Source organism: Clostridium autoethanogenum DSM 10061 (assembly GCF_001484725.1).
GTDB classification, from domain to species: Bacteria; Bacillota; Clostridia; order Clostridiales; family Clostridiaceae; genus Clostridium_B; species Clostridium_B ljungdahlii.
Genome location: NZ_CP012395.1, coordinates 3428013 through 3448014, shown reverse-complemented (window position 1 = coordinate 3448014; position 20002 = coordinate 3428013). Strand labels below are relative to the sequence as shown.

21 protein-coding genes and 1 pseudogene are annotated in these 20002 nt (G+C 28.4%); 9 read left to right on the top strand and 13 right to left on the bottom strand.

The window, feature by feature from the left end; all coding sequences use genetic code 11:
* Positions 1 to 21 precede the first annotated feature (21 nt).
* The 6 genes from CLAU_RS15585 to CLAU_RS15560 all read right to left on the bottom strand — a co-directional run bounded on the left by CLAU_RS15585 (position 22) and on the right by CLAU_RS15560 (position 4756).
* Complete coding sequence (locus CLAU_RS15585) at positions 22 to 519, bottom strand: ComGF family competence protein (protein ID WP_023163057.1); 498 nt, start codon at positions 517 to 519, stop codon at positions 22 to 24.
* The gene (locus tag CLAU_RS15580) at positions 488 to 1024 is read right to left on the bottom strand and encodes a type II secretion system protein (RefSeq protein WP_023163056.1); all 537 of its coding nucleotides are present in this window, start codon (positions 1022 to 1024) and stop codon (positions 488 to 490) included. The genes CLAU_RS15585 and CLAU_RS15580 overlap by 32 nt, the downstream gene beginning before the upstream one ends.
* Positions 976 to 1428, bottom strand: coding sequence for a type II secretion system protein (locus CLAU_RS15575; protein ID WP_013237758.1), 453 nt, complete (start codon positions 1426 to 1428; stop codon positions 976 to 978). Before CLAU_RS15575 ends, CLAU_RS15580 begins: the two co-directional genes overlap by 49 nt.
* A gap of 63 nt (positions 1429 to 1491) precedes the next feature.
* Positions 1492 to 1884 (bottom strand): type II secretion system protein, encoded by a 393-nt coding sequence (locus CLAU_RS15570; RefSeq protein WP_023163055.1) that lies wholly within the window; start codon positions 1882 to 1884, stop codon positions 1492 to 1494.
* 27 nt (positions 1885 to 1911) lie between these two features.
* Positions 1912 to 2934: a type II secretion system F family protein gene (locus CLAU_RS15565; RefSeq protein ID WP_023163054.1), complete on the bottom strand. Its 1023-nt coding sequence runs from the start codon at positions 2932 to 2934 to the stop codon at positions 1912 to 1914.
* A 307-nt stretch (positions 2935 to 3241) separates the two neighbouring features.
* Positions 3242 to 4756, bottom strand: coding sequence for a GspE/PulE family protein (locus CLAU_RS15560; protein WP_013237755.1), 1515 nt, complete (start codon positions 4754 to 4756; stop codon positions 3242 to 3244).
* 238 nt (positions 4757 to 4994) lie between these two features.
* Here CLAU_RS15560 and CLAU_RS15555 point away from each other — a divergent pair, with 238 nt between their 5' ends.
* Both CLAU_RS15555 and CLAU_RS20910 read left to right on the top strand, forming a co-directional pair.
* On the top strand, positions 4995 to 5234 hold the full coding sequence (locus tag CLAU_RS15555) for an ImmA/IrrE family metallo-endopeptidase (RefSeq protein WP_013237754.1): 240 nt from the start codon (positions 4995 to 4997) through the stop codon (positions 5232 to 5234).
* Between the two features lie 32 nt (positions 5235 to 5266).
* The gene (locus CLAU_RS20910; RefSeq protein ID WP_013237753.1) at positions 5267 to 5425 is read left to right on the top strand and encodes a glycine zipper domain-containing protein; all 159 of its coding nucleotides are present in this window, start codon (positions 5267 to 5269) and stop codon (positions 5423 to 5425) included.
* 149 nt (positions 5426 to 5574) lie between these two features.
* Here CLAU_RS20910 and CLAU_RS15550 read toward each other — a convergent pair.
* Together CLAU_RS15550 and CLAU_RS20130 are read right to left on the bottom strand one after the other, a co-directional pair.
* A pseudogene (locus CLAU_RS15550) lies at positions 5575 to 6871 on the bottom strand (sensor histidine kinase).
* A 141-nt stretch (positions 6872 to 7012) separates the two neighbouring features.
* Positions 7013 to 7156, bottom strand: a complete 144-nt coding sequence (locus tag CLAU_RS20130; protein ID WP_023163052.1) for a cyclic lactone autoinducer peptide — start codon at positions 7154 to 7156, stop codon at positions 7013 to 7015.
* A 628-nt stretch (positions 7157 to 7784) separates the two neighbouring features.
* Between CLAU_RS20130 and CLAU_RS15545 the strand changes: the two genes are divergently transcribed.
* Positions 7785 to 8231 (top strand): hypothetical protein, encoded by a 447-nt coding sequence (locus CLAU_RS15545; RefSeq protein ID WP_023163051.1) that lies wholly within the window; start codon positions 7785 to 7787, stop codon positions 8229 to 8231.
* A 38-nt stretch (positions 8232 to 8269) separates the two neighbouring features.
* Here CLAU_RS15545 and CLAU_RS15540 read toward each other — a convergent pair whose 3' ends face one another.
* Both CLAU_RS15540 and CLAU_RS15535 read right to left on the bottom strand, forming a co-directional pair.
* Positions 8270 to 8680, bottom strand: a complete 411-nt coding sequence (locus tag CLAU_RS15540; RefSeq protein ID WP_023163050.1) for a GNAT family N-acetyltransferase — start codon at positions 8678 to 8680, stop codon at positions 8270 to 8272.
* Positions 8681 to 9008: 328 nt separating this feature from the next.
* On the bottom strand, positions 9009 to 9773 hold the full coding sequence (locus CLAU_RS15535; RefSeq protein ID WP_023163049.1) for a class I SAM-dependent methyltransferase: 765 nt from the start codon (positions 9771 to 9773) through the stop codon (positions 9009 to 9011).
* Between the two features lie 110 nt (positions 9774 to 9883).
* Between CLAU_RS15535 and CLAU_RS15530 the strand changes: the two genes are divergently transcribed.
* The gene (locus CLAU_RS15530; protein WP_023163048.1) at positions 9884 to 10534 is read left to right on the top strand and encodes a Crp/Fnr family transcriptional regulator; all 651 of its coding nucleotides are present in this window, start codon (positions 9884 to 9886) and stop codon (positions 10532 to 10534) included.
* Positions 10535 to 10857: 323 nt separating this feature from the next.
* Here CLAU_RS15530 and CLAU_RS15525 read toward each other — a convergent pair whose 3' ends face one another.
* On the bottom strand, positions 10858 to 11376 hold the full coding sequence (locus tag CLAU_RS15525; protein ID WP_013237747.1) for a methyltransferase family protein: 519 nt from the start codon (positions 11374 to 11376) through the stop codon (positions 10858 to 10860).
* A gap of 662 nt (positions 11377 to 12038) precedes the next feature.
* On the opposite strand from CLAU_RS15525, the gene CLAU_RS15520 reads away from it, so the two are divergent.
* The gene (locus tag CLAU_RS15520) at positions 12039 to 12668 is read left to right on the top strand and encodes a VanZ family protein (protein WP_023163047.1); all 630 of its coding nucleotides are present in this window, start codon (positions 12039 to 12041) and stop codon (positions 12666 to 12668) included.
* 469 nt (positions 12669 to 13137) lie between these two features.
* Positions 13138 to 13737, top strand: coding sequence for a nitroreductase family protein (locus CLAU_RS15515; protein ID WP_023163046.1), 600 nt, complete (start codon positions 13138 to 13140; stop codon positions 13735 to 13737).
* Between the two features lie 279 nt (positions 13738 to 14016).
* Here CLAU_RS15515 and CLAU_RS15510 read toward each other — a convergent pair whose 3' ends face one another.
* Complete coding sequence (locus CLAU_RS15510) at positions 14017 to 15096, bottom strand: hypothetical protein (RefSeq protein ID WP_023163045.1); 1080 nt, start codon at positions 15094 to 15096, stop codon at positions 14017 to 14019.
* A complete protein-coding gene (gene dapF, locus CLAU_RS15505) occupies positions 15096 to 15917 on the bottom strand; it encodes a diaminopimelate epimerase (protein ID WP_013237741.1) in 822 nt (273 codons plus the stop codon). The genes CLAU_RS15510 and dapF overlap by 1 nt, the downstream gene beginning before the upstream one ends.
* Positions 15918 to 16071: 154 nt before the next feature.
* Between dapF and CLAU_RS15500 the strand changes: the two genes are divergently transcribed.
* The 3 genes from CLAU_RS15500 (at position 16072) to uraA (ending at position 19998) form a co-directional block, all read left to right on the top strand.
* Positions 16072 to 17808, top strand: a complete 1737-nt coding sequence (locus CLAU_RS15500) for an Rqc2 family fibronectin-binding protein (protein ID WP_023163043.1) — start codon at positions 16072 to 16074, stop codon at positions 17806 to 17808.
* Between the two features lie 314 nt (positions 17809 to 18122).
* Positions 18123 to 18656, top strand: coding sequence for a bifunctional pyr operon transcriptional regulator/uracil phosphoribosyltransferase PyrR (gene pyrR, locus CLAU_RS15495; protein ID WP_013237739.1), 534 nt, complete (start codon positions 18123 to 18125; stop codon positions 18654 to 18656).
* Positions 18657 to 18699: 43 nt separating this feature from the next.
* The gene (uraA, locus tag CLAU_RS15490; RefSeq protein ID WP_013237738.1) at positions 18700 to 19998 is read left to right on the top strand and encodes a uracil permease; all 1299 of its coding nucleotides are present in this window, start codon (positions 18700 to 18702) and stop codon (positions 19996 to 19998) included.
* Positions 19999 to 20002 lie beyond the last annotated feature (4 nt).

Genomic DNA, 20002 nt, shown 5'->3' with positions numbered 1-20002 from the left:
ACCCTATAAAAAGCACATATATCAATATAAATCCTTTTTTAACTTTTCTTTTTCCATAGCAAAACATCTTCTATACAAATTACCTTTCTTTGTATTTATAGATATATAGAATACTTTTCCCTGCCTTTCCACATAAAAGTTCTCAACATTTTTTAACACATTATTTACAGTAGAAGAATCAGGACTACCATAAGAAATTATGATATTAGATTTTCTGTCCTTTTTTATATAATCATATTCTTTATCATCATATCTCCTTAAAATTATCATATTGTTTTTTATATCTATGTATTTTGCGGCTTTTATCTGATATTCAATTATTATAAAAGCTTCATTTACACAAAAGTTTTCCCTACTATAATTTATTTCTTCTCTGTGTAATTTCATATATTTCGATATAACAATTATTTGTGTGGTAGTTATTGCCGTTACCAAAGCTATGACCATAAGCATTTCTATAATTGTAAATCCTTTTTTTACATCTAATCTACTTTTTATAATTTCCTTTATAAAAATCACATTCCTCAACCTTTATATTTCCATACATTTTAGCATGGAGCTGCAAATTTACCCTTAGCACTTTTTCACCCGTTACCTTTAAAATTATGTAAGGTTCTTTTAAAGGTTTTTCATCTGAAAACAGAGTAGTTACATTTATGTTCTTGATATGTTGAAACTTTAAATTGCTGCAGTCTATATATGTTCTTTCTTTCATCCTTAAATTCAACAAACTATCATAGCTGCAATTATACATAATACTATTTTTCACATATTCCATAACTAAAGTACAATTATTCATCTCTTCGTTATATGTTTTTACTTTAAGTGCATCTACCTGAATAAACAGTGCAGTCATAAATAATACCGAGAAAACAGTTATGCTGCACAACACTTCAATTAATGTGAATCCTCTTTTGACCAGTATCTTTTGCCTATGAGGTAACATCTTTACCACAAAGTTTTTTAGTTTACAAATTAATACTTTATATCTACGTAAGCTGTCCCCACGCACATAGTAATGCAATGCATTTCTCCCTTCCTGTCTTTAAATTTTATACTGCAGGCATCCTCTGTAATTCCCATGTTATCTATTTTTATTCTGTTATCCTCCCTTACACGGTTTAATACAAATCCTTCTGGTAACTTTAATTTAAATATTTCACTCGATGCTACATTAAAAGTTATTTCATTGTTTTTTGTGTCAAAATAAATGTATCCTCCTTCTTCTTCCTTGTCTCTACAGTAGGTTTTAGATTTATTTATAAAATCTAAAATATTGTTATTAGTAAGATCAACATCTATCTTATTCTTAAGATTACCAAAAGTACCTAAGTTAACCAGGCTAAAGCTTAAAAGTATTGAAAATATGCTGAGTACTAAGAGAAGTTCTATAACAGTAAATCCCTTTTTTTTTATTTTATCAGCCATAAAATTATTCTCCTCATTCAACAATTTTTACAAGTACAATTAAATATTAAATTATGGATTTTCTCATTTTGGAAATACCTGCTTATCTCCATCTTTAACTTTATAGGAACTTTCCTGAGCATTTATTTCTAAAGTATAATCTTTATCATCACTTTTATAGCTTATAGTTATAAATTGATCACTGTCCCCAGCTGAAACTTGCGGGTTTTCTGCAGAAGTAAGCTTTGATAAACATTCCTGCACATCAGCTGTATCAAATTTTCCATCACTATTTCCATAGCTGGCCATAGCAGCTGTTTCTAGCTGTTTAGCCGTATTTATGGCTTTAGCAGTTTTTACCTTACTTTGATATCCAGAAAATTTAGGAACCAAAAATCCTAAAAGAACTAATATTATAGCAACTACAAGCATAAGTTCTATAAGGGTAAATCCTTTTTTCTTTTTATGTACCTTCATAATTTATAACCCAGCTTTCTTTTTAATTTATAGAGTAGAATCCATTATAGTAAAAATAGGCATAAGTGCAGATATAATAAATATTCCAACAAATAAGGAAAGAATGATTATTATCATTGGCTCTATAACTTTAGTTGATTTTTCGAAATACCTATCTAGTTCACTGCCAAACAGTTTTTCTAATTTAGCAAACATTAAATCAATCTGTCCCGTTTCCTCTCCTGTTTGAACAAGGGATATGAATAATTTATCATTTATTTTTGCCTTATTTAAGGCATCGCTCATACTTTCTCCTTGTTCTATATATTTTATTGAGTTTTCTAATCTTTCAGCCATAATTTCACTTCCAATTAAATTCCTAATTATTTTTAAAGCCTTCAATATGTTAACTCCTGATTCACTAAGTACAGTCATAGCTGAACATATTTTAAAAATAAACATTTTATTATACACCTTGTTAAAATAAGGTAATTTAAGCTTTATACTCTCTCTAATTTTTCTTCCCCTACCGCTTTTACTAAATTTATAGCTCAACAATAGACTTAGAATTAGAATTACAATTCCTTGCAAATAGTACAATTTTAAAAGCTGACATATGCCCATTACTACTCTGGTCAAGGTTGGTATTTCACCTCCATTTGACTGTATAATATCTGTAAATTGTGGTATTATTTTAATCATCAAAAACATTACAATGAATATAGAAGTTATCAAAGTTACTACTGGATATATAAGGGAAGCTTTTATAGTGGACATTATATTATTTTTCTTTTCATAATATTCAGATAGTTTTGCCAATACTTCATCCAGTTTTCCACTAGTTTCGCCTACTCTTATCATTTCAATCATAAAATTAGGGAATATATTTTTAAACTTTGCCATACTACTATGTATACTTTGACCTTTAATTACATCTTCTTTTATAGATTTTAATGCTAATCTTAAGGAATTTTTATTACACTGAGTTTCCAAATTATCAAGTACTCTTGATATGTTTATTCCAGCCCCCAGCATAACACTCAGTTGACTACATAGTACGCTTATATCCATTGGTCCTGGATTTTTAAAAAAAAATTTTTTATAACTTTCTAAAGAAATAGTCTGATATATAAAATATTCCTTTTTCCTTAAAGTATATTTTAACCTTGTAAATGCAGATTCTTCACATTTGCCTTTAATTTTTTTACCTTTTGTATCAATTGCCCAGTATTTTATTATGTTGCATCACCTAACCTTAATATCGCAATCAAATAAACAGAGTTCTTGATATCAGATGGAGTTTAACTCCATCTGATACTTAGAAATCGTTATCCAGGGACATAGCCGCTCTTTATTCCCACTTGAAAAAGTGGGAATATTAGTGCGGGTAGTCATCGGATAAATTTAGCCTTAGTAGTTCTTCATAAGTTGTAATTCCTGATTTAATAAGCTCTATACATTTTTGTCTCAAAGAAATAGTATTTGATTTTTTTATACCATCCTTAAAATTAATTTTATCATTTTTTCTATACTGTCTTCTAATATCTTTCTTGCTAACTATCTGGTATACTACTGTTCTTCCTTTATATCCTGTATGACTGCATTTGGAACACCCTTTTCCTCTATACAAATAACAATTAGAAGATAAATTTAGTTCTTTAATCTCTTGAAGTGAAGGTACATATCTGCTTTTACAATGGGTACATATTTTTCTAACCAGTCTCTGGCATATTACACCTACCAAAGCGTCTTCTATAAAATATTCTGGCACTCCCATATCTTGAAGCCTTATGACAGATTCAAGAGGATTATTAGTATGCAGCGTACTTAAAACCAAGTGTCCCGTTACTGCTGCCCTTATTGCTATATGAGCTGTTTCTTCATCTCTTATTTCACCTACCATTATTACATCTGGATCTTGCCTTAGTATACTTCTCAATCCTTCTGCAAAATTAAACCCTATCTTGGTATTTACATTTACTTGATTTATACCTTCTAATGTATATTCCACAGGATCTTCTATACTCACTATATTTTTTTCACACCTATTTATATTATTTAATAGGGAATATAATGTGGTGGATTTCCCGGAACCGGTTGGCCCGACAGCTAGAAGAAGTCCGTGATCGCAACATAGCATTCTTTCTATTTTATCTTCACTTTCTTTTGAAAATCCAAGTGCAGTCATGTCTTTTATGTTTTCATCTCTATATAAAATTCTTAAAACTACTTTTTCGCCATATATAGTAGGAAGCGTAGATACCCTTAAATCATAGTTTAGATTTTGTTTAACATACTTTATCTTTCCATCTTGGGGTATCCTCTTTTCTGCTATATCAAGCTCTGCCATTATCTTTATTCTAGTACACAGAAGAGGATAGATAGACTTTGGTATTTTAATATACTCCCTCATAATTCCATCCACTCTCATTCTTATGGTAACACCATTTTCAAATGGTTCTATATGCAAATCACTGGCTCTTTCATCTATGGCCTTGTCAATTATGTAATTAGCTGCCTTTATAACTGGAGAACCTTGAAATTTATATTTATCTTTAAGTGGATTAGCAATTAATTCTGGAATACTCTCTTTTAACTTTATGTCTTTCAATGCATGATCTAAATTTTGTTTGCAGTAGTACTTATTTATTAGCTTAAATATAACTTCCCTACTAGTCCTAAAAAATTTAAGTTCTTTTCCCAATATAAATTTTAGTTCCTCAATTAAATTAAAACTTGGTACTTTATCTACGGCTATAAATAATTTATTTTCTTCCATCTTTAAAGCTATTAAACAATTATCCCTAGCTATTTCTTCAGGTATTTTTTTTATCACATCTATTTCTATAGAAATATCTTCTATATTTATATTCTTTAATTCTACAGGAAACACTTTACTTTCCCCTTTTCATTATTATTTACATATCTAAATTATAGCCACCTTTTTTATCTTTAAACAATGATGATAAAATATAATTAAGACAACTTTTGCACATATGAAATTTTAACTTAATATGAAAATATTGTGAAACAATTTAGTTGACATTGGTAGGAAAAAGGGAAAATACTAAGGGATTTTACATTAGTCTAATAATAAACTTTAACTTGAACGAGTTGAAAAAGTTATTGTATTGGCGCATGAATTAGGACATGCTTTACTCCTCTACCATAGATCCACTTGCTTTATAAGAGAATATACGTTATTCCCCAGGGGGAGAATTGAAAATGAAGCAAACAAGTTTGCAGCTGAACTTTTAATTGACGAAAAAAACATTGACAAATATTCTTTAGAAAATATGTGTAAAGGCCAAATTGCATCATATTTTGGAGTTAATAAGAAATTATTAGTTAAATATAAATTTAATAAATAAGGCAATTTATTTATTGAGAAAGGAATTTATTTATGGAACAGAATAAAAAGGCAAATAAAAAAAGCTATGATTATTTAGCTATTGGAATAAGTTTGGGTATTTCATTTGGAGTATCATTCAATAATCTTGCTTTAGGAATATCAATTGGCGCTGCTTTAGGAATAGCTTTGAGTAACAATAAAACAAAATAGTACATAAGTTTTAGGTACTAACCTACACCCTCGAATATATAAAAACAGAGCTATATTGGGTTACAGCTCTGTTTTTAGTTTTAGATTAGAAAATTGTGGGCCTACTTCAAAAACTTTTTACTTTAGAGTCTATAAATTCATTCTCTTATCTATCCTTCTATCTTAAATTTCACTAAAAATTTAGTAATTTCAGGACTGCTTTCCACATATATTCTTCCATTGTTTTCTTCAACTAATTGTTTAGTAATATACAATCCAAAACCGTGGTCACTTTTCTTAGTTGTTTTTGTGGAAAATCCTCTATCAAAAATCTTTTTTATCATGTCTTCTGGAATGACATCTCCATTATCAGCTATTTCAATACAAAAATCTTCATGCTCTCTAAAAGTGCTGACAGCTATCTCCTTATCATCAGTGTATAACTTAGATTGAAACGCTTTAAATGCATTATCTACCAGGTTGCTTATTATACTTATCAATTCATCCTGTCTGACTTTTATCAAATCAAACGGTTCATCAATCATTACTTCAAAATCTATGTTATTTTTCACAGCATAGTTGTTTTTGATAGATAATAATCCATCTATGTAATCATTTCCTGTATCTAAATACTTAAAGGAAGACTGCATGGTATCTGAAATTTTCAACACATAATTATTTATTCTTTCAACAGTGTTAGGCTTGTTTAATAAACATAATCCCTGTATAACATTTATGTGGTTGGCAAAATCGTGCTTTTCCTGCCTTATTATACTAATTATTTCTTCCATATTTTTAATTTGGCTTTCTTGAACTTTATACTTAGCATTTACATTTACAAGTGTTTGTTTTTCCTTTAAGTTTTTAAATTTTAAAATTAGAAATATGAAATACACAGTAAAAATTAAAATATTATACATTTGTATATTTTTTATATCAAGTAGGCTAAAATTAACGCAAAATACTAAGATAGTAACCACTACTGATTCAATTATTAAACTAGCAAAAACAGCCCCTTCTTTTTCAAATAATTTAAGTTTAACAAAATAATAATTAAATTTAAAAATCATAGCTACAATAAAAATTTGTAATGCTTTAGAAATTAATGTAGCAGCCCATGCACCTATAGAATTTAAAAAAACTTGATTCAAATCCAGATCAAATATAAACATTTCAATGATTTGAACAAAAAATTCTGTACTAAAAATTATTGTAAAAAATAAAGAAACTATAACTATAGAATCAAAAATCTTTATTTTCATAATCCAAGCAATTAATAAAACATCGTACACTAGAAGGAACAATGTGTGGTCAACTAGTACCATATGTAATGTACACCAATAAGTTCCAAAAATATACAATACACAAAATAATCCTGTTCTAATTTTATTCTGTATTATAAATTTTTTCTTATCATACAGTGCTTCAAAAATACCTAAAAGAAGTAATGCTTCTATAAGTATCCATAATTATTTCTCTTATAACAGCAACCACAATATTCCCCCTTTGATTCTAAAGTTTTTTATAAATACTATAGATAAAAACCAATAATTTTGTATTTTTCATTATTAAAATCTTTAACCTAAGTATTTGTAAAAGACTAAGTAATTATTTCAAAAGTTCATCAGGACATTTTGGCTGATGGTAACAACCTGCTGATGCTGGGACTATAACTAAAGCTTCTAGAAATAAAGACAAACAACCTACCACTTTCATACTTTTCTTTAAAACACTCTCTTTTAAATTTTTCATTTTTCATATACCTCCTATAATGTTTTAATTTATAAATTCTACAATAAATTAGATTTTCCTGCTATATATTACAAAAAAAATAGAAATAAGAAAATTAATTTTGTAAATATTGGGTATACGAATTCCATAATAAAATAAATCTCAGGACAAAATTTTTATACATGAAATTAAACATATATTGACAATAAGTTATGTGCATAAGATAGGCATGAACGTACATAGAGCAATCTGCTAATACTGTGGCAAATAAGTTGTATAATGGTCAGGATATCATAAAAGGAGCTATATTTAAGCTATAGCCCCTTTTCTTATTTTTCATTTCTATTTTAATAAATCATTAATATTCTTCATATTCATGTATTATGGGTACTCTTATATATTTATATTGTAGATATATGGCAATAAGTTGAAATTGCTAATTGTATCTCATAATATGGGTTTTTATTCAATGTATTCTATAAATTTACCTAATTTACATACGATATATAAATTGTAAAATAAAATTAAAACTTGGAATTGAAGTTTTGTGTGAAGGGGATTTATGTGGAGGCCCAAATGATTGTAGGATAGACAGCTATAATAAACTTTCCGACAAGATTACCATTAATGTAGAATAGGAGAATTATACATGAAAATCAATTCAAAAAATATCTATACTAAAAATTCTAATTATATTTCTAATACAAACACAACTAATAACATATCAACTTTTAAATCAAGCATGGATGAGGCTAAAAACAAATTATCTGGTTCAGATATACTAAGAAATGCCCCTGACAGTGTAGTTAAATCTTGGGACAATGTTGTAAATAGCCTTTCTAAAGAAGACAGGCTTGATGCAGGAATAGCTATGTTTAAACTTAACGAACTTAATATGGCTAATCCTAATTTCAATTCAAAAAGCGTAAACTCTTTTAGCTATGGTAACTTTAATAACTTATTAAACTCGTTAGTAAATGACATGCAAAGACAATCTAATCTACTTTGCATAGATGAAAATACTAGAATTGCTAATAGTAAAGAGCTTTATATTTTGAATAAATTTAAACAGGAACTAGCTAAGTATAATTTATAAAGAAAAAGTTGTGAATATTCCGTCACAACGGTATTTAATTAAGATCTATTAAACATAAATTTATAAAAATCTTCTTCTTTAAATCCGCATTTCAAATATAATCTTTCAGCATATTTTGTCCAAAGAACTTTACTTGTATCTTTTATACTTGGATAGTTGTTTATAAATTCAATTAGTTTTTTTCCTAAGCCATTACCCCTATATTTTTCATCAATAATTACATCTAATATTAGACTGTAGACAGCATAATCACTTATAACTCTTGCAAATCCAATTTGTATATCATTGTGATAAATTGCAAAACAAAGTGAAGTTTCAATTGTTTTAGCAATGATTTCAGCAGGTCGATTTTTAGCCCAATGAGATTGCCTTAACAGGCTGCAAACCTCACCTAATTTAATCCGAGTAGCATCGTCTGTAAATATGTATTCACCTTCAATTATTTCCATTATAAAAACTCCTCTAAAGCGTGATTAAAATAGTTTTATTGCTCATTTTACCTTGTGATTGTAACTCAATAATTTACAACTGTAAATTTCTCTTTAATCCATTGTCTTTATATAAATAACAGGATTGACTACAAATTTACATTTAAAATATATTATATCATAGGGCTTGGACATGCAGTATATGTATAGAATGGATTTGTGGTAGATGAGTTATATAATGGTCAAGGATCATAAATGGAGCTATGTTGGTTATAGCTCCATTTATGATCTATATTTATTTCGTATAATAAGAACATTCCGAACTAAAAAATATAATTACCTATTATGTTCATTTGGTACGATTGTTTTTATTTTTAACTGCAATAATTTGAATACGCCTGTAATCCGCTACCCATTGGTTGTTTTTCCATATGCTATTTTTGCAAAGTTTTTCTGTTTCAAGTAATATTTGCTCCTTTTGTTCATCTGAAAATTCTAGTAAATCACTTGCAAAGAATTGACAAATCCAGTTACGTAGTCCTTTTTCCTCATCAGCAAGTGGTGTTGGTCTATCATATTCAATGATATGTTTTACTTCAAAACCAGCTTGATCTAATAATAACTTATATTCTTCCTTTGAAGGAAAAAAGAATGGTGAACAATAAGAATATCCCTTTTGTTCTATTACCTTTTCAAAAGCAGTTTGTATTTGACTTATATTATTTTGTGCTCCAAATTCACAAATCAACGTCCCATTATCTTTTAAACAAGTATAAACAGAATGCAACAATTTTTCTTGATTTGATATCCAATGAAAAACCGCATTAGAAAAAACAGTATCAAACTCATTTTTAAAAGGCAAACTTGTTGCATCCTCCACTTGAAAGATTAAGTTAGGATAATTAGATTTTGCCTTACCAATCATATTTTTTGATAAATCTATTCCAATAACAGTTGCACCGTTTTTTGCCAGCTCATTTGTTAATACCCCTGTACCACATCCTAAATCCAAAATTTTTTGCTCTTTTCCCACATTTACAAAATTAATCATAGGCTTACCATATTCTGCTACAAAAGAATGTTTATTATCATATAGATTACTATTCCATTTCATTTTTTTGCTACCTCCATAAATTGTTTTATTATATTATCACATAAAACTTTTATGAATAATGTAAACTATGATACAATCAAAAAATAATTACTAAATGGAGGTGTTTTTTCTTGAATACATGGGATTTGTTTTTAGTCCATAAAATAGGTATTCCTACTAGATTGTTTGAAACTTTTAAGACAAAACCTGCACAGATGTTTAAAGATAATCAAATAATTTATCGTCAAGGAGAAATTGCTAAAAATTTTTATTACCTAAAAGAAGGAAGAGTTCAAGCTTTTGTAAATTCCACAGATGGCTTAGAAAAAATTTTAGCAATTTATAAAAAGGGAGAAATTTTTGGAGAAGCTTCTTTTTTTGATGGCTTTCCAAGAATGTCATCGGCAAAAACTTTTTCAGATTCAGAAATCATCAATATTAATAAATCTGACATTATGTTATATTTTCAAAAAGAGCCACTTCTTGCTTTGAATTTTATAGAGCTTCTATCGAAAAAGGTAAGAATGTTATCAAATGAAATTGACAATATTTCATTTTTACCAGCAGAGAAAAGAATTGCCCAATATCTACTAAATGTGAGTCTATCTACTAATTGTTCTATTGATCGTACCCATGAGGATATTGGAAAGGCTGTAGGTGTAAGTAGAGTTACGGTAAGCAGAACTTTAAACAAATTCTCTCAATATCAATGGATTAATACTAAATATAAAAAAATTCTCGTATTAAATAAAAATGCTCTTTTGAAGTTTTTAGAAACATAATCCATTAATTATAAAGAAAAATAGAGATTCTATAAATGGTCTCATATTATACGATTATGACGCATAAATTTACAACTGTGAATTTCTATTTAATCCATTGTCTTTATATAAATATCATCATGGAATACAAATTTACATCTAAAATACATTATATCATAGGGTTAGATATGCAGTATATGTATAAGAATAGAATTGTGGTAGATGAGTTATATAATGTTCAGGGATCATAAATGGAGCCATGTTGGTTATGGCCCCATTTTATATATTTTTTTATATAATAAAAAAATGTGAATTATGGGTGAAATAAAATTTTATTATACCTATCAAATATAACGTCTTACTCTATTCATATATTTTAAATATTCTTCTCCAAATTCCTTAATACACCATCTTTCTTCTGAAAGAATAATCCAATGCGCTGATATTTGAAAACATATTAATAGCACAAGCAATATCCTTGATTGAGTTAGAAATACACATCCTAAGAAAGAAAGAAAATATGCAATGTACATAGGATTTCGGGATACTCGATATAACCCATTTAAATTTATTCCACTCATTTTAGGATTAGCATAATTTATTATAGATACCACATATAAAATAATCCCCAAACTATAGATTATTAGACCTATATAAAACCACTCAGAGTCTTCCCTGATTTTAAGTAATAACAAATATAGTAAAATAAAGGTAGTTGAAATTTGATAAACCCAATATGCTACTTTTTCTCTTCCGATTACTGGAGCAAATAAGCCCGCACGTTTAAGTGCTTCTTTGTTTACTATACTTAAAAGTCCATACCTAATAAGTATAATTGGTATTACTGTCAAAACTGCGTTCATTTTATCCCACCTTCTATATCCTTAATTTATAACTACTTTCTACCATTACATGTGGTCATCCGATAATACTTATATCAATTTAACCTTTTTATGTTTAATAATTGTGACGTAATAATTTACAACTGTGAACTAAATAATAAGTAAATTATATCATTATCTATACAATTACTCATTTTTTGTCTTAGTGTTGGTTTTGTCGGAAATGTTGGTGATATCCCATATACTATAGATATTATGAAAATATTTTTATTAACATTTAAATATCAACTAATAATATATGGTAAAAATCAGCAAAATAATGAGATATGTAAAAGTAAATTAATATAATATATAGTCAATACTAATTTGAAAATTGCTTAAAAATTTTTCCAATAGTATGCTTGTAATATACTATATATTGTATTTTAAAATATTTCCTTTTTTAAAACAATTAGATATTGTTTACAACTTTCTTAGAGAATATCTAAATTTTATACGATTTTACAAATTATATTTTTAATATTGGTTATTATATAAAATATTAAAAATAAATAAGCCTATAGTAGTGATGTAACAATCCTACAAAGAATAATAAGAAAGATGCAAAAATAATAGCTAAATTGATATATCAACGACAATATCTCACATGCATGTTTGATGTGTATAAGGAAAGGAGAGCTATAATGAGTGATATACGTAATTGGGTTTTGATTGGATATGAAATGATTTCTGTTTTAATTCCGTTTTTTATCACATATGTGATTCTACATGTAGTATTTAGAAAAGATAAAATGAGAAATAAAAAAAGATTTTTAATTTGGAATTTTATTTTTGCACTTTATATTTTTGGAGTTCTACATTTTACGGGTGCTGGAACATTATATAATATTAAAATGTATGGATTCAAAATAAACCCAAATGAGATTAATTTGATACCCTTTTCTGGAAATATAGATATAATAGAGTATGTTTTAAATATCATATTGTTTATTCCTCTTGGATTTTTAATTCCACTAATTTGGACAAGTTGGAACAAATGGAAGTTCATAATTATTGGAAGTTCTTTTTCTATATTAATAGAATTAAGTCAGCTTTTCAATACTCGATGTACAGATATTGATGATTTCATACTGAATACTTTGGGAGCAATAGTAGGTTATTGTTTATATAAGATGCTTAATAGAGTGAAAAAGAAAGATATAAAGACAAGTTATTTGGAAATAGAACCTTTTATATTTATTTGTGCTATGTTTTTAGGACGTTTCTTTATATTTAATGAATTTGGTTTGGCTAAAATTCTTTATAAATTTTAATCAATGTTAAAATGAACGTTTATATATATAAAAATAGATCACATGCTGGAATTAACATCCTGATGTGGCCTTAGTTAGTAAACAATATAAGAAACTACGTATCAATTTTTATTTTCTTTTTCATCCTCTTTATTGCTTATATAACCTAAAATTATCATTAAAATGCCGCCTAAAGTTCCTATTACAAGTGGAGCTATATCTGAATCCATAAGAAGTAACCTCCTTTTTAGTTTCTTATACAATAAATTACAACTGTGAATTCCTCTTTAATCCATTGTCTTTATATAAATAACATCATGAACTACAAATTTACATCTAAAGTATATTATATCATAGAGATAGCTATACAGTATACATATATAGAGAAATCTGCTGATGTTGCAGCAGCTAATATTAAATAAGAATATACTGACTTCTATTTACAAATAATAAAAAAGAAAAATTTCATATAAGTTGGAGGAATGATTAAATGTCAAAAGATTTTTTAACTGCTGTTGCAGACAGACGTACATTCTATGGAATTGGCAAGGAAGCTGTAGTTTCAGATGATAGAATTAAAGAAATCATAGACCATACTGTTAAACATACCCCATCCGCATTTAACTCGCAAAGTGCAAGGGTAGTTTTATTATTAGGAAATCATCATGATAAATTATGGAACATTACAAAAGAAGCATTGAGAAAGGTTGTATCAGCCGATCAATTTAGTGATACTGAAAATAAAATAAATTCATTTAAAAGTGGATATGGTACAGTTTTATTCTTTGAAGATACTAGTGTAATAGAGTCTCTTCAGCAACAATTTGCTCGCTATAAAGATAACTTCCCAATTTGGTCCCAACAAGCAAGTGGAATGCACCAATTTGTTATTTGGACTGCATTAGAAGTCGAAGGATTTGGAGTATCACTACAACACTATAACGAACTTATTGAAGATGATGTAAAAAAAGAATGGAGTATACCAATCAATTGGAAGTTAATTGCGCAAATGCCATTCGGAAAGCCAACGGCACAACCAGATGAAAAACAGTTTCAACCATTAGAAGACCGTGTTAAGGTATTTAAATAGACTGTACTTTAATAAGTTATAAACTCTTAATATTATTTCAATAAAAGCCCATACAGTCATTACATGAGCTTTTATTGAAATTAAATTTCAGTACTCCCATATTCCTCTTCTTATTATTTATGCAATGACACTGCACAATAATTTACAGCCTAGATAGTCCAAGAAAATGTCCACACCCCGACTCAAAAAAATCCACATTAACTATTAATTCTTCATTCTTAACTATTAATTAAAAAAGATACTATAAAAACTACTTTAACTGTAATTTTCATAGTACCCTTACATTTCATTATTTTTATAAATTTTATACTTGCCAGCATGCTCAGATATAACATTTATAGATTTTTCATCTGCATTATACATAAATACATCCAAATTATCCTGCTGACCTGAATTTCCTATACCTGTAAAATATACATTACCACTTTCATCTTCAGCTATTCCTGAAGAAATACCAAGAGTTTGTGGAAAGTCATAGGTAATCCTGTTTACTGTACCACTTTCCTCTTTAAACTCATAAAGTGCAGTGTTATTGTCCTTTTGATTTCCAATAAAAAATACACTTTTTCTATTTTTATCTGATACTGAACTATATATTTCCGTAAATCCATCACTTAAAAGTGTAAACTGTTTACTTTCATTATTATAAAAATATAAATATAACTCATTGTAACTTCTCGATAAAAATAATATATCATTTCCTAAAGGAATAAAATATATACAGTACCCTTTAATGTCATTTAAATATATTTGTTCTCTGTCTGTATTAAAATCATATATATATACTCTATTAGAATTTGCTTTTCCTTCTATGCTTCCATAATAAATTATTCTATGATCGTCTAGCCACTCATATAAATCTCCAGAAACTAGAACCTTCGATTTAATATCTAAATACTTTTTATTTTTTATATCGTATACTTTCATTCCCTCAGCACTATATACCGAGCTGTTTTTAAAAGTCCTAAAGGCAATCTTATCCCCTGTAGAATTCATTTTAATATCTCGTGCATTATAAAAATCTTTAACTTCATCTACAGAATCCTTAGTAATTATATCTATTTTATTTTTATTAGAATCTTTTTCCTTATTTAAATAAATAAAAGTGGTTTTCTTTGTGTCATATAGCATTTCCTCTATATTATTTATATTGTTATTCGTTAAGTTTTGAGATAACTTATAATTATCCACATTAAATATCTTCGTATCAGTTTCTTTAGCTTCAACCGCTATAACATTAGAATAATGAATATTTGCTCCACTTTTACCTTTGTTTACATCTCTAGGTGTACAACTACTTAATATGAGAAATGTAAAAGACATGAAAACAAAAAAAATTATCATTCTAAAGTTTTTCATTAAATATCATATTCCCCTTTAAACGAAACCTCTGCAGGACCTGTCATAAAAACTTTATTGTCTTTCACTTCTATAAAAAGAATTCCTCCTGGAACGTGAGCTTTAACTTTTCCCTCTGTAAAGCCAAGCTTATTTGAAGCTACAGCACAGGCACAAGTTCCCGTACCACAGGCTAAAGTAGGACCTGCTCCTCTTTCCCAAGTTTTTATTTTAATTTCGTCCTTATTTAAAACTTCACAAAAGTTTACATTAGTTCCTTCGGGGAAAATAGAATATTTTTCAATAGCCTTTCCTTCTTTCACATCATACTTTTCAAGATCACCAAATATAACTGTATGAGGTACTCCCATAAACATTGAAGTAATACTATAAGTTTTTTCATTAATTTTTAATTCCTTTTTTACAACTTCATCACAGGAGTTTACCGGAATTTTCTTTGGATCAAAAGAAGGTGTTCCCATATCAATAGTGACTTCCTTCACTTTACCATTTTCTATATTCAAAAATGCTTCCTTTATACCATCCCCCGTTTCTATCTTTATAGGAGACTCTTTTACTAAATTTTCTTCCCATACATATTTTGCAAAACATCTTATTCCATTTCCACACATAGATGCATAAGAACCATCTGAGTTTATTATTATCATTTTGATCTGTGCAATTTCACTCTGGCGAACTATCAATATCCCATCTCCGCCTATTCCAAAATGTCTATTACAAAGCTTTAATCCAAGTTCTTTTTCTTTTCCTAAAAATCTATTATCTCTGTCATCTATTACTACGAAATCATTTCCAGTACCTTGCATTTTAATAAATTTCATATTAAATTTTTCACCCTTCCATAAAGATGCTGTATATTTCAAATTAAGTTTACTACTGTAATAATCTTTTATCAATAAAATTTTTACAACTTTATTTTAAAAATTCTAGATGATATAATTTATTAAATACATAACTTACGAGAGGATGAACAATATGGCTTTAGACGGTATTTTCATACACAGCGTTTTAAAAGAATTGAAAGAAAAAATACTAGGAGGAAAAGTTGAAAAAATAAATCAACCTGAAAAGGATGAAATAGTATTAAGCATTAAAAATGGGAGAAAAAATTATAAGCTTTTATTAAGTGCAAGTCCAGTATATCCTAAAATGCATATTACAGTTAAAAGCAAACAAAATCCGCTTCAGCCCCCTATGTTTTGCATGGTTTTGAGGAAACACCTAAGCCCATCAAAATTAGTTGACATAAGGCAATTGGACACAGATAGAATTGTTTTTTTAGATTTCGAAAGCTCAGATGAATTGGGTTTTAACAGTATATATACATTAGTAATAGAAATAATGGGAAGACATAGTAATATAACTTTAGTTCGAAAAAGAGATAATTTGATCATGGATAGTATAAAACATATAACACCTGAAATAAACACCGTGAGATCCCTATTTCCCGGAATAAAATACGTATTTCCACCAACTTCAAATAAACTAAATCCCCTTTCCTTTACAAAAGAGGATTTTGTAAAGTTTTTAACAACTACCTCAACAAAAATTGATAAAAGTTTTTTTTCAAAAGTGTTTACTGGCATAAGTAGCTCCTTTTCAAAGGAATTATCCTACAAATTAAATAGTGAAAAAGATTTTTCAGAAAATAGCAATTTAGACTTTCTATACGACTCTTGCAGGAAAATTTTTGATGAAGTGATAAATGATAATTTTTACTTTGCATCCTACATAGAAAATGAAAAAGTAAAAGATTTCTACTGTTATAAATTAACCTATTTAAATAAATGCAAAGAAAAATGCTATACTACACCTTCCCAATTAATAGAAGAATTTTACTATGAAAAGGACAAATGTGATAGGTTAAGCAACAAAAGCTCTGACCTTTCTAAACTTATAAATATAAACTTAGAAAGATGCACTAAGAAAATAAAAATTCTAATAGATAGCATTAAAGAGGCTAAAAATAAAGATACTTTTAGAATATATGGTGAACTCTTAACTTCACAGATCTACAATATAAAAAAGGGTGACAGCCATATAGGAATTCAAAATTACTATAGTGAAAAAATGGAGTATTTAGATATAAAACTTGATAAAAATAAAACTCCTTCCGAAAATATACAACGTTATTTTAAAAAATACAATAAATTAAAGAAAACAGAACAAGCTGCAAATGAACAATTAAAAATAGCAAAAGAGGAAATGGAGTATTTGACTTCTGTAATGACCAACATAAAGAATTGTGAAAACTACGATGATATTGAAGAAATAAAAAGAGAACTTATGGAAAGCGGGTATATAAAATTTAAAAAATCAAATACTAAAAAAAAGGGTAGAGATTCCAAGCCAATGAAATTTGTATCCAGTGATGGAATAGACATATATGTAGGTAAAAATAATCTTCAAAATGATTACCTTACTCTCAAATTTGGAGATAAAAGGGATATATGGCTTCATACTAAAGAAATTCCTGGATCTCACGTAATAATTAAAAATTTTGGCAAAGTTCCAGATAAAACTTTGGAAGAAGCTGCAAATCTTGCGGCATATTACAGTAAAGCTAAAAATTCCTCCAAAGTAGCCGTAGATTATACAGAAATTAAAAATGTCCATAAACCAAATGGGGCCAAACCGGGAATGGTAATATATTATACTAATCAAACCATTTATACAGAACCTACAAAACCGGATATAAAACAGCTTCAATAAAAACTTTCAAGTAGATTTTTGAATACTACTAGCTTTTTAAAAAATAATCTTTTGAGACAAAATAGACCATATTTATTCCGTAAAGCCAATGTAGTGCTAAAAAAACTTGCAATATTAAAAAAACTATCTTATAATAGGTTGTGAATTTAATATCTTTTAAAATGATCCAGTGAGGTCAATAAAGTATTTTTATATCCGTATGACTATTATGTCCTTCACTGCGTGAAGGACATTTTTTATAATGCTTATAGTGTAAATTAAATTGAAATAAGCACAATTATAATTGTAAATTAAAAAGAAGGGAGGGTCATATATTGAAATTAAAAGCACTTATTTTAGATGAAAAGGCTATGAATAGAACTTTAAAAAGAATATCCCACGAAATATTAGAAAAGAATAGAGGTACAGAGGATATAATACTTGTAGGCATAAAGAGAAGAGGATACCCCTTAGCAAAAAGAATAGCCGAAAACATTTATAACATTGAAGGAATAAAATTAAAAGTAGAAGATGTAGATATTGGCCTCTATAGAGATGATTTAAGCAGTCTTGCAGGACAACCTATACTAAAAGGATCTAATGTAATAGATGTGGAAAACAAAAAAGTTATATTAGTAGATGATGTTATCTATACAGGCAGAACTGCAAGAGCAGCAATTGATGCTATTATACATTCTGGAAGGCCAAAATTAATTCAGCTGGCCGTTTTAGTTGATAGAGGGCATAGGGAACTTCCTATAAGAGCCGACTATGTAGGTAAAAACATTCCTACCTCTAGAAATGAAATGATATCAGTTGAAATTGCAGAAATAGACAAAAATGACTCAGTAAAAATATATGAATTATAAACTTTTAAAATAGTCCTTGAGAGACTAGAAAAGGAGCACATAAATGAAAAATATTGTTGATGTAGAAGAAAAATTACCTATAGGAGTTACCATACCTCTTAGTTTTCAGCATTTATTTGCAATGGTAGGTTCAACTATACTTGTTCCAATTTTAACAGGAATGAGTCCATCCATAGCATTATTTTGCAGCGGTATTGGAACCCTTATTTATATCTTATGTACCAAGGCCAAGCTTCCAGCTTACTTAGGTTCTTCCTTTGCTTTTATAAGTCCAATCCTTATAGCATCTAAAAGCTATGGTCCAGCAGCTATGCTTTCTGGTGTAATAGCAGCAGGTTGTGTATATTTAATTGTAGCTGGCATAATAAAGCTTTGCGGTGTAAACTGGCTTAACAGAGCCCTTCCACCTGTAGTTGTTGGTTCCATAGTAATAGTAATAGGCCTAGGTCTTGCAGCTACAGCTATAAACTGGGCAGGATTCAACCCTACTTACACAACTGATCAGATGCAAAGTATACCAAGATGGGCATGGATGACAGTGTCTGCAATTACAGTTGCCGTAGCTGTTATTGGAACCATGTATTTTAAAGGATTTTTAGGAATAATACCTATACTAATAGCCATAATAGTTGGATATATATCTGCCTTAATTTTAGGTGTAGTACCAAAGCAAGCACTAGATACTATTGTAAGTACTAAACTCTTCAAATTACCTCCATTTATGTTTCCTAGATTCAACATAAATGCCGTCATGCTTATGGCTCCTATTTCTTTTGTAACCTTAGCAGAGCATATAGGTCACATTTACGTAACAAACAATGTAGTAGGAAGAGATTTTACCAAAAATCCAGGACTTCATAGATCTATATTAGGAGATGGATTAGCCACTATATTTGCAGGTTTTGCAGGTGGACCTCCAACTACAACTTATGGAGAAAATATAGGAGTTATGGCTATAACCAAAGTTTACAGTGTATGGGTTATAGGCGGTGCTGGAGTAATAGCTATACTGCTTTCATTTATAGGCCCTGTAGCTGCTGTAATTGAAAATATGCCTATGCCTGTAATAGGTGGTGTAAGCATAGTGCTATTTGGAATAATAGCTTCCTCAGGTTTTAGAATATTTGTAGAGGATAAAATAGATTTTAGTAAAAATAGAAACTTAATATTGACGTCTGTCATAATAGTAATAGGAATTGGCGGCGCTTCCATAAACTTTTCTGTAGGTGGATCACCAGTTCAAATATCCGGTGTAGCTCTTGCAACTATTGTTGGAATAATACTTAATTTAATATTACCAGAAGAAAGTGCTTCTGAAAAATCAAATGAAGAAGCTGTTTAAAAAT

What these genes read in the sequence shown, in the direction of transcription:
- CLAU_RS15575 (WP_013237758.1), bottom strand. Translation starts at nt 1,428, where the DNA reads ATGGCTGATAAAATAAAAAAAAAGGGATTTACTGTTATAGAACTTCTC.
- CLAU_RS15570 (WP_023163055.1), bottom strand. Translation starts at nt 1,884, where the DNA reads ATGAAGGTACATAAAAAGAAAAAAGGATTTACCCTTATAGAACTTATG.
- CLAU_RS15565 (WP_023163054.1), bottom strand. Translation starts at nt 2,934, where the DNA reads ATGGATATAAGCGTACTATGTAGTCAACTGAGTGTTATGCTGGGGGCT.
- CLAU_RS20910 (WP_013237753.1), top strand. Translation starts at nt 5,267, where the DNA reads ATGGAACAGAATAAAAAGGCAAATAAAAAAAGCTATGATTATTTAGCT.
- CLAU_RS20130 (WP_023163052.1), bottom strand. Translation starts at nt 7,156, where the DNA reads ATGAAAAATTTAAAAGAGAGTGTTTTAAAGAAAAGTATGAAAGTGGTA.
- CLAU_RS15545 (WP_023163051.1), top strand. Translation starts at nt 7,785, where the DNA reads ATGAAAATCAATTCAAAAAATATCTATACTAAAAATTCTAATTATATT.
- CLAU_RS15540 (WP_023163050.1), bottom strand. Translation starts at nt 8,680, where the DNA reads ATGGAAATAATTGAAGGTGAATACATATTTACAGACGATGCTACTCGG.
- CLAU_RS15535 (WP_023163049.1), bottom strand. Translation starts at nt 9,773, where the DNA reads ATGAAATGGAATAGTAATCTATATGATAATAAACATTCTTTTGTAGCA.
- CLAU_RS15525 (WP_013237747.1), bottom strand. Translation starts at nt 11,376, where the DNA reads ATGAACGCAGTTTTGACAGTAATACCAATTATACTTATTAGGTATGGA.
- CLAU_RS15520 (WP_023163047.1), top strand. Translation starts at nt 12,039, where the DNA reads ATGAGTGATATACGTAATTGGGTTTTGATTGGATATGAAATGATTTCT.
- CLAU_RS15515 (WP_023163046.1), top strand. Translation starts at nt 13,138, where the DNA reads ATGTCAAAAGATTTTTTAACTGCTGTTGCAGACAGACGTACATTCTAT.
- CLAU_RS15510 (WP_023163045.1), bottom strand. Translation starts at nt 15,096, where the DNA reads ATGAAAAACTTTAGAATGATAATTTTTTTTGTTTTCATGTCTTTTACA.
- dapF (WP_013237741.1), bottom strand. Translation starts at nt 15,917, where the DNA reads ATGAAATTTATTAAAATGCAAGGTACTGGAAATGATTTCGTAGTAATA.
- CLAU_RS15500 (WP_023163043.1), top strand. Translation starts at nt 16,072, where the DNA reads ATGGCTTTAGACGGTATTTTCATACACAGCGTTTTAAAAGAATTGAAA.
- uraA (WP_013237738.1), top strand. Translation starts at nt 18,700, where the DNA reads ATGAAAAATATTGTTGATGTAGAAGAAAAATTACCTATAGGAGTTACC.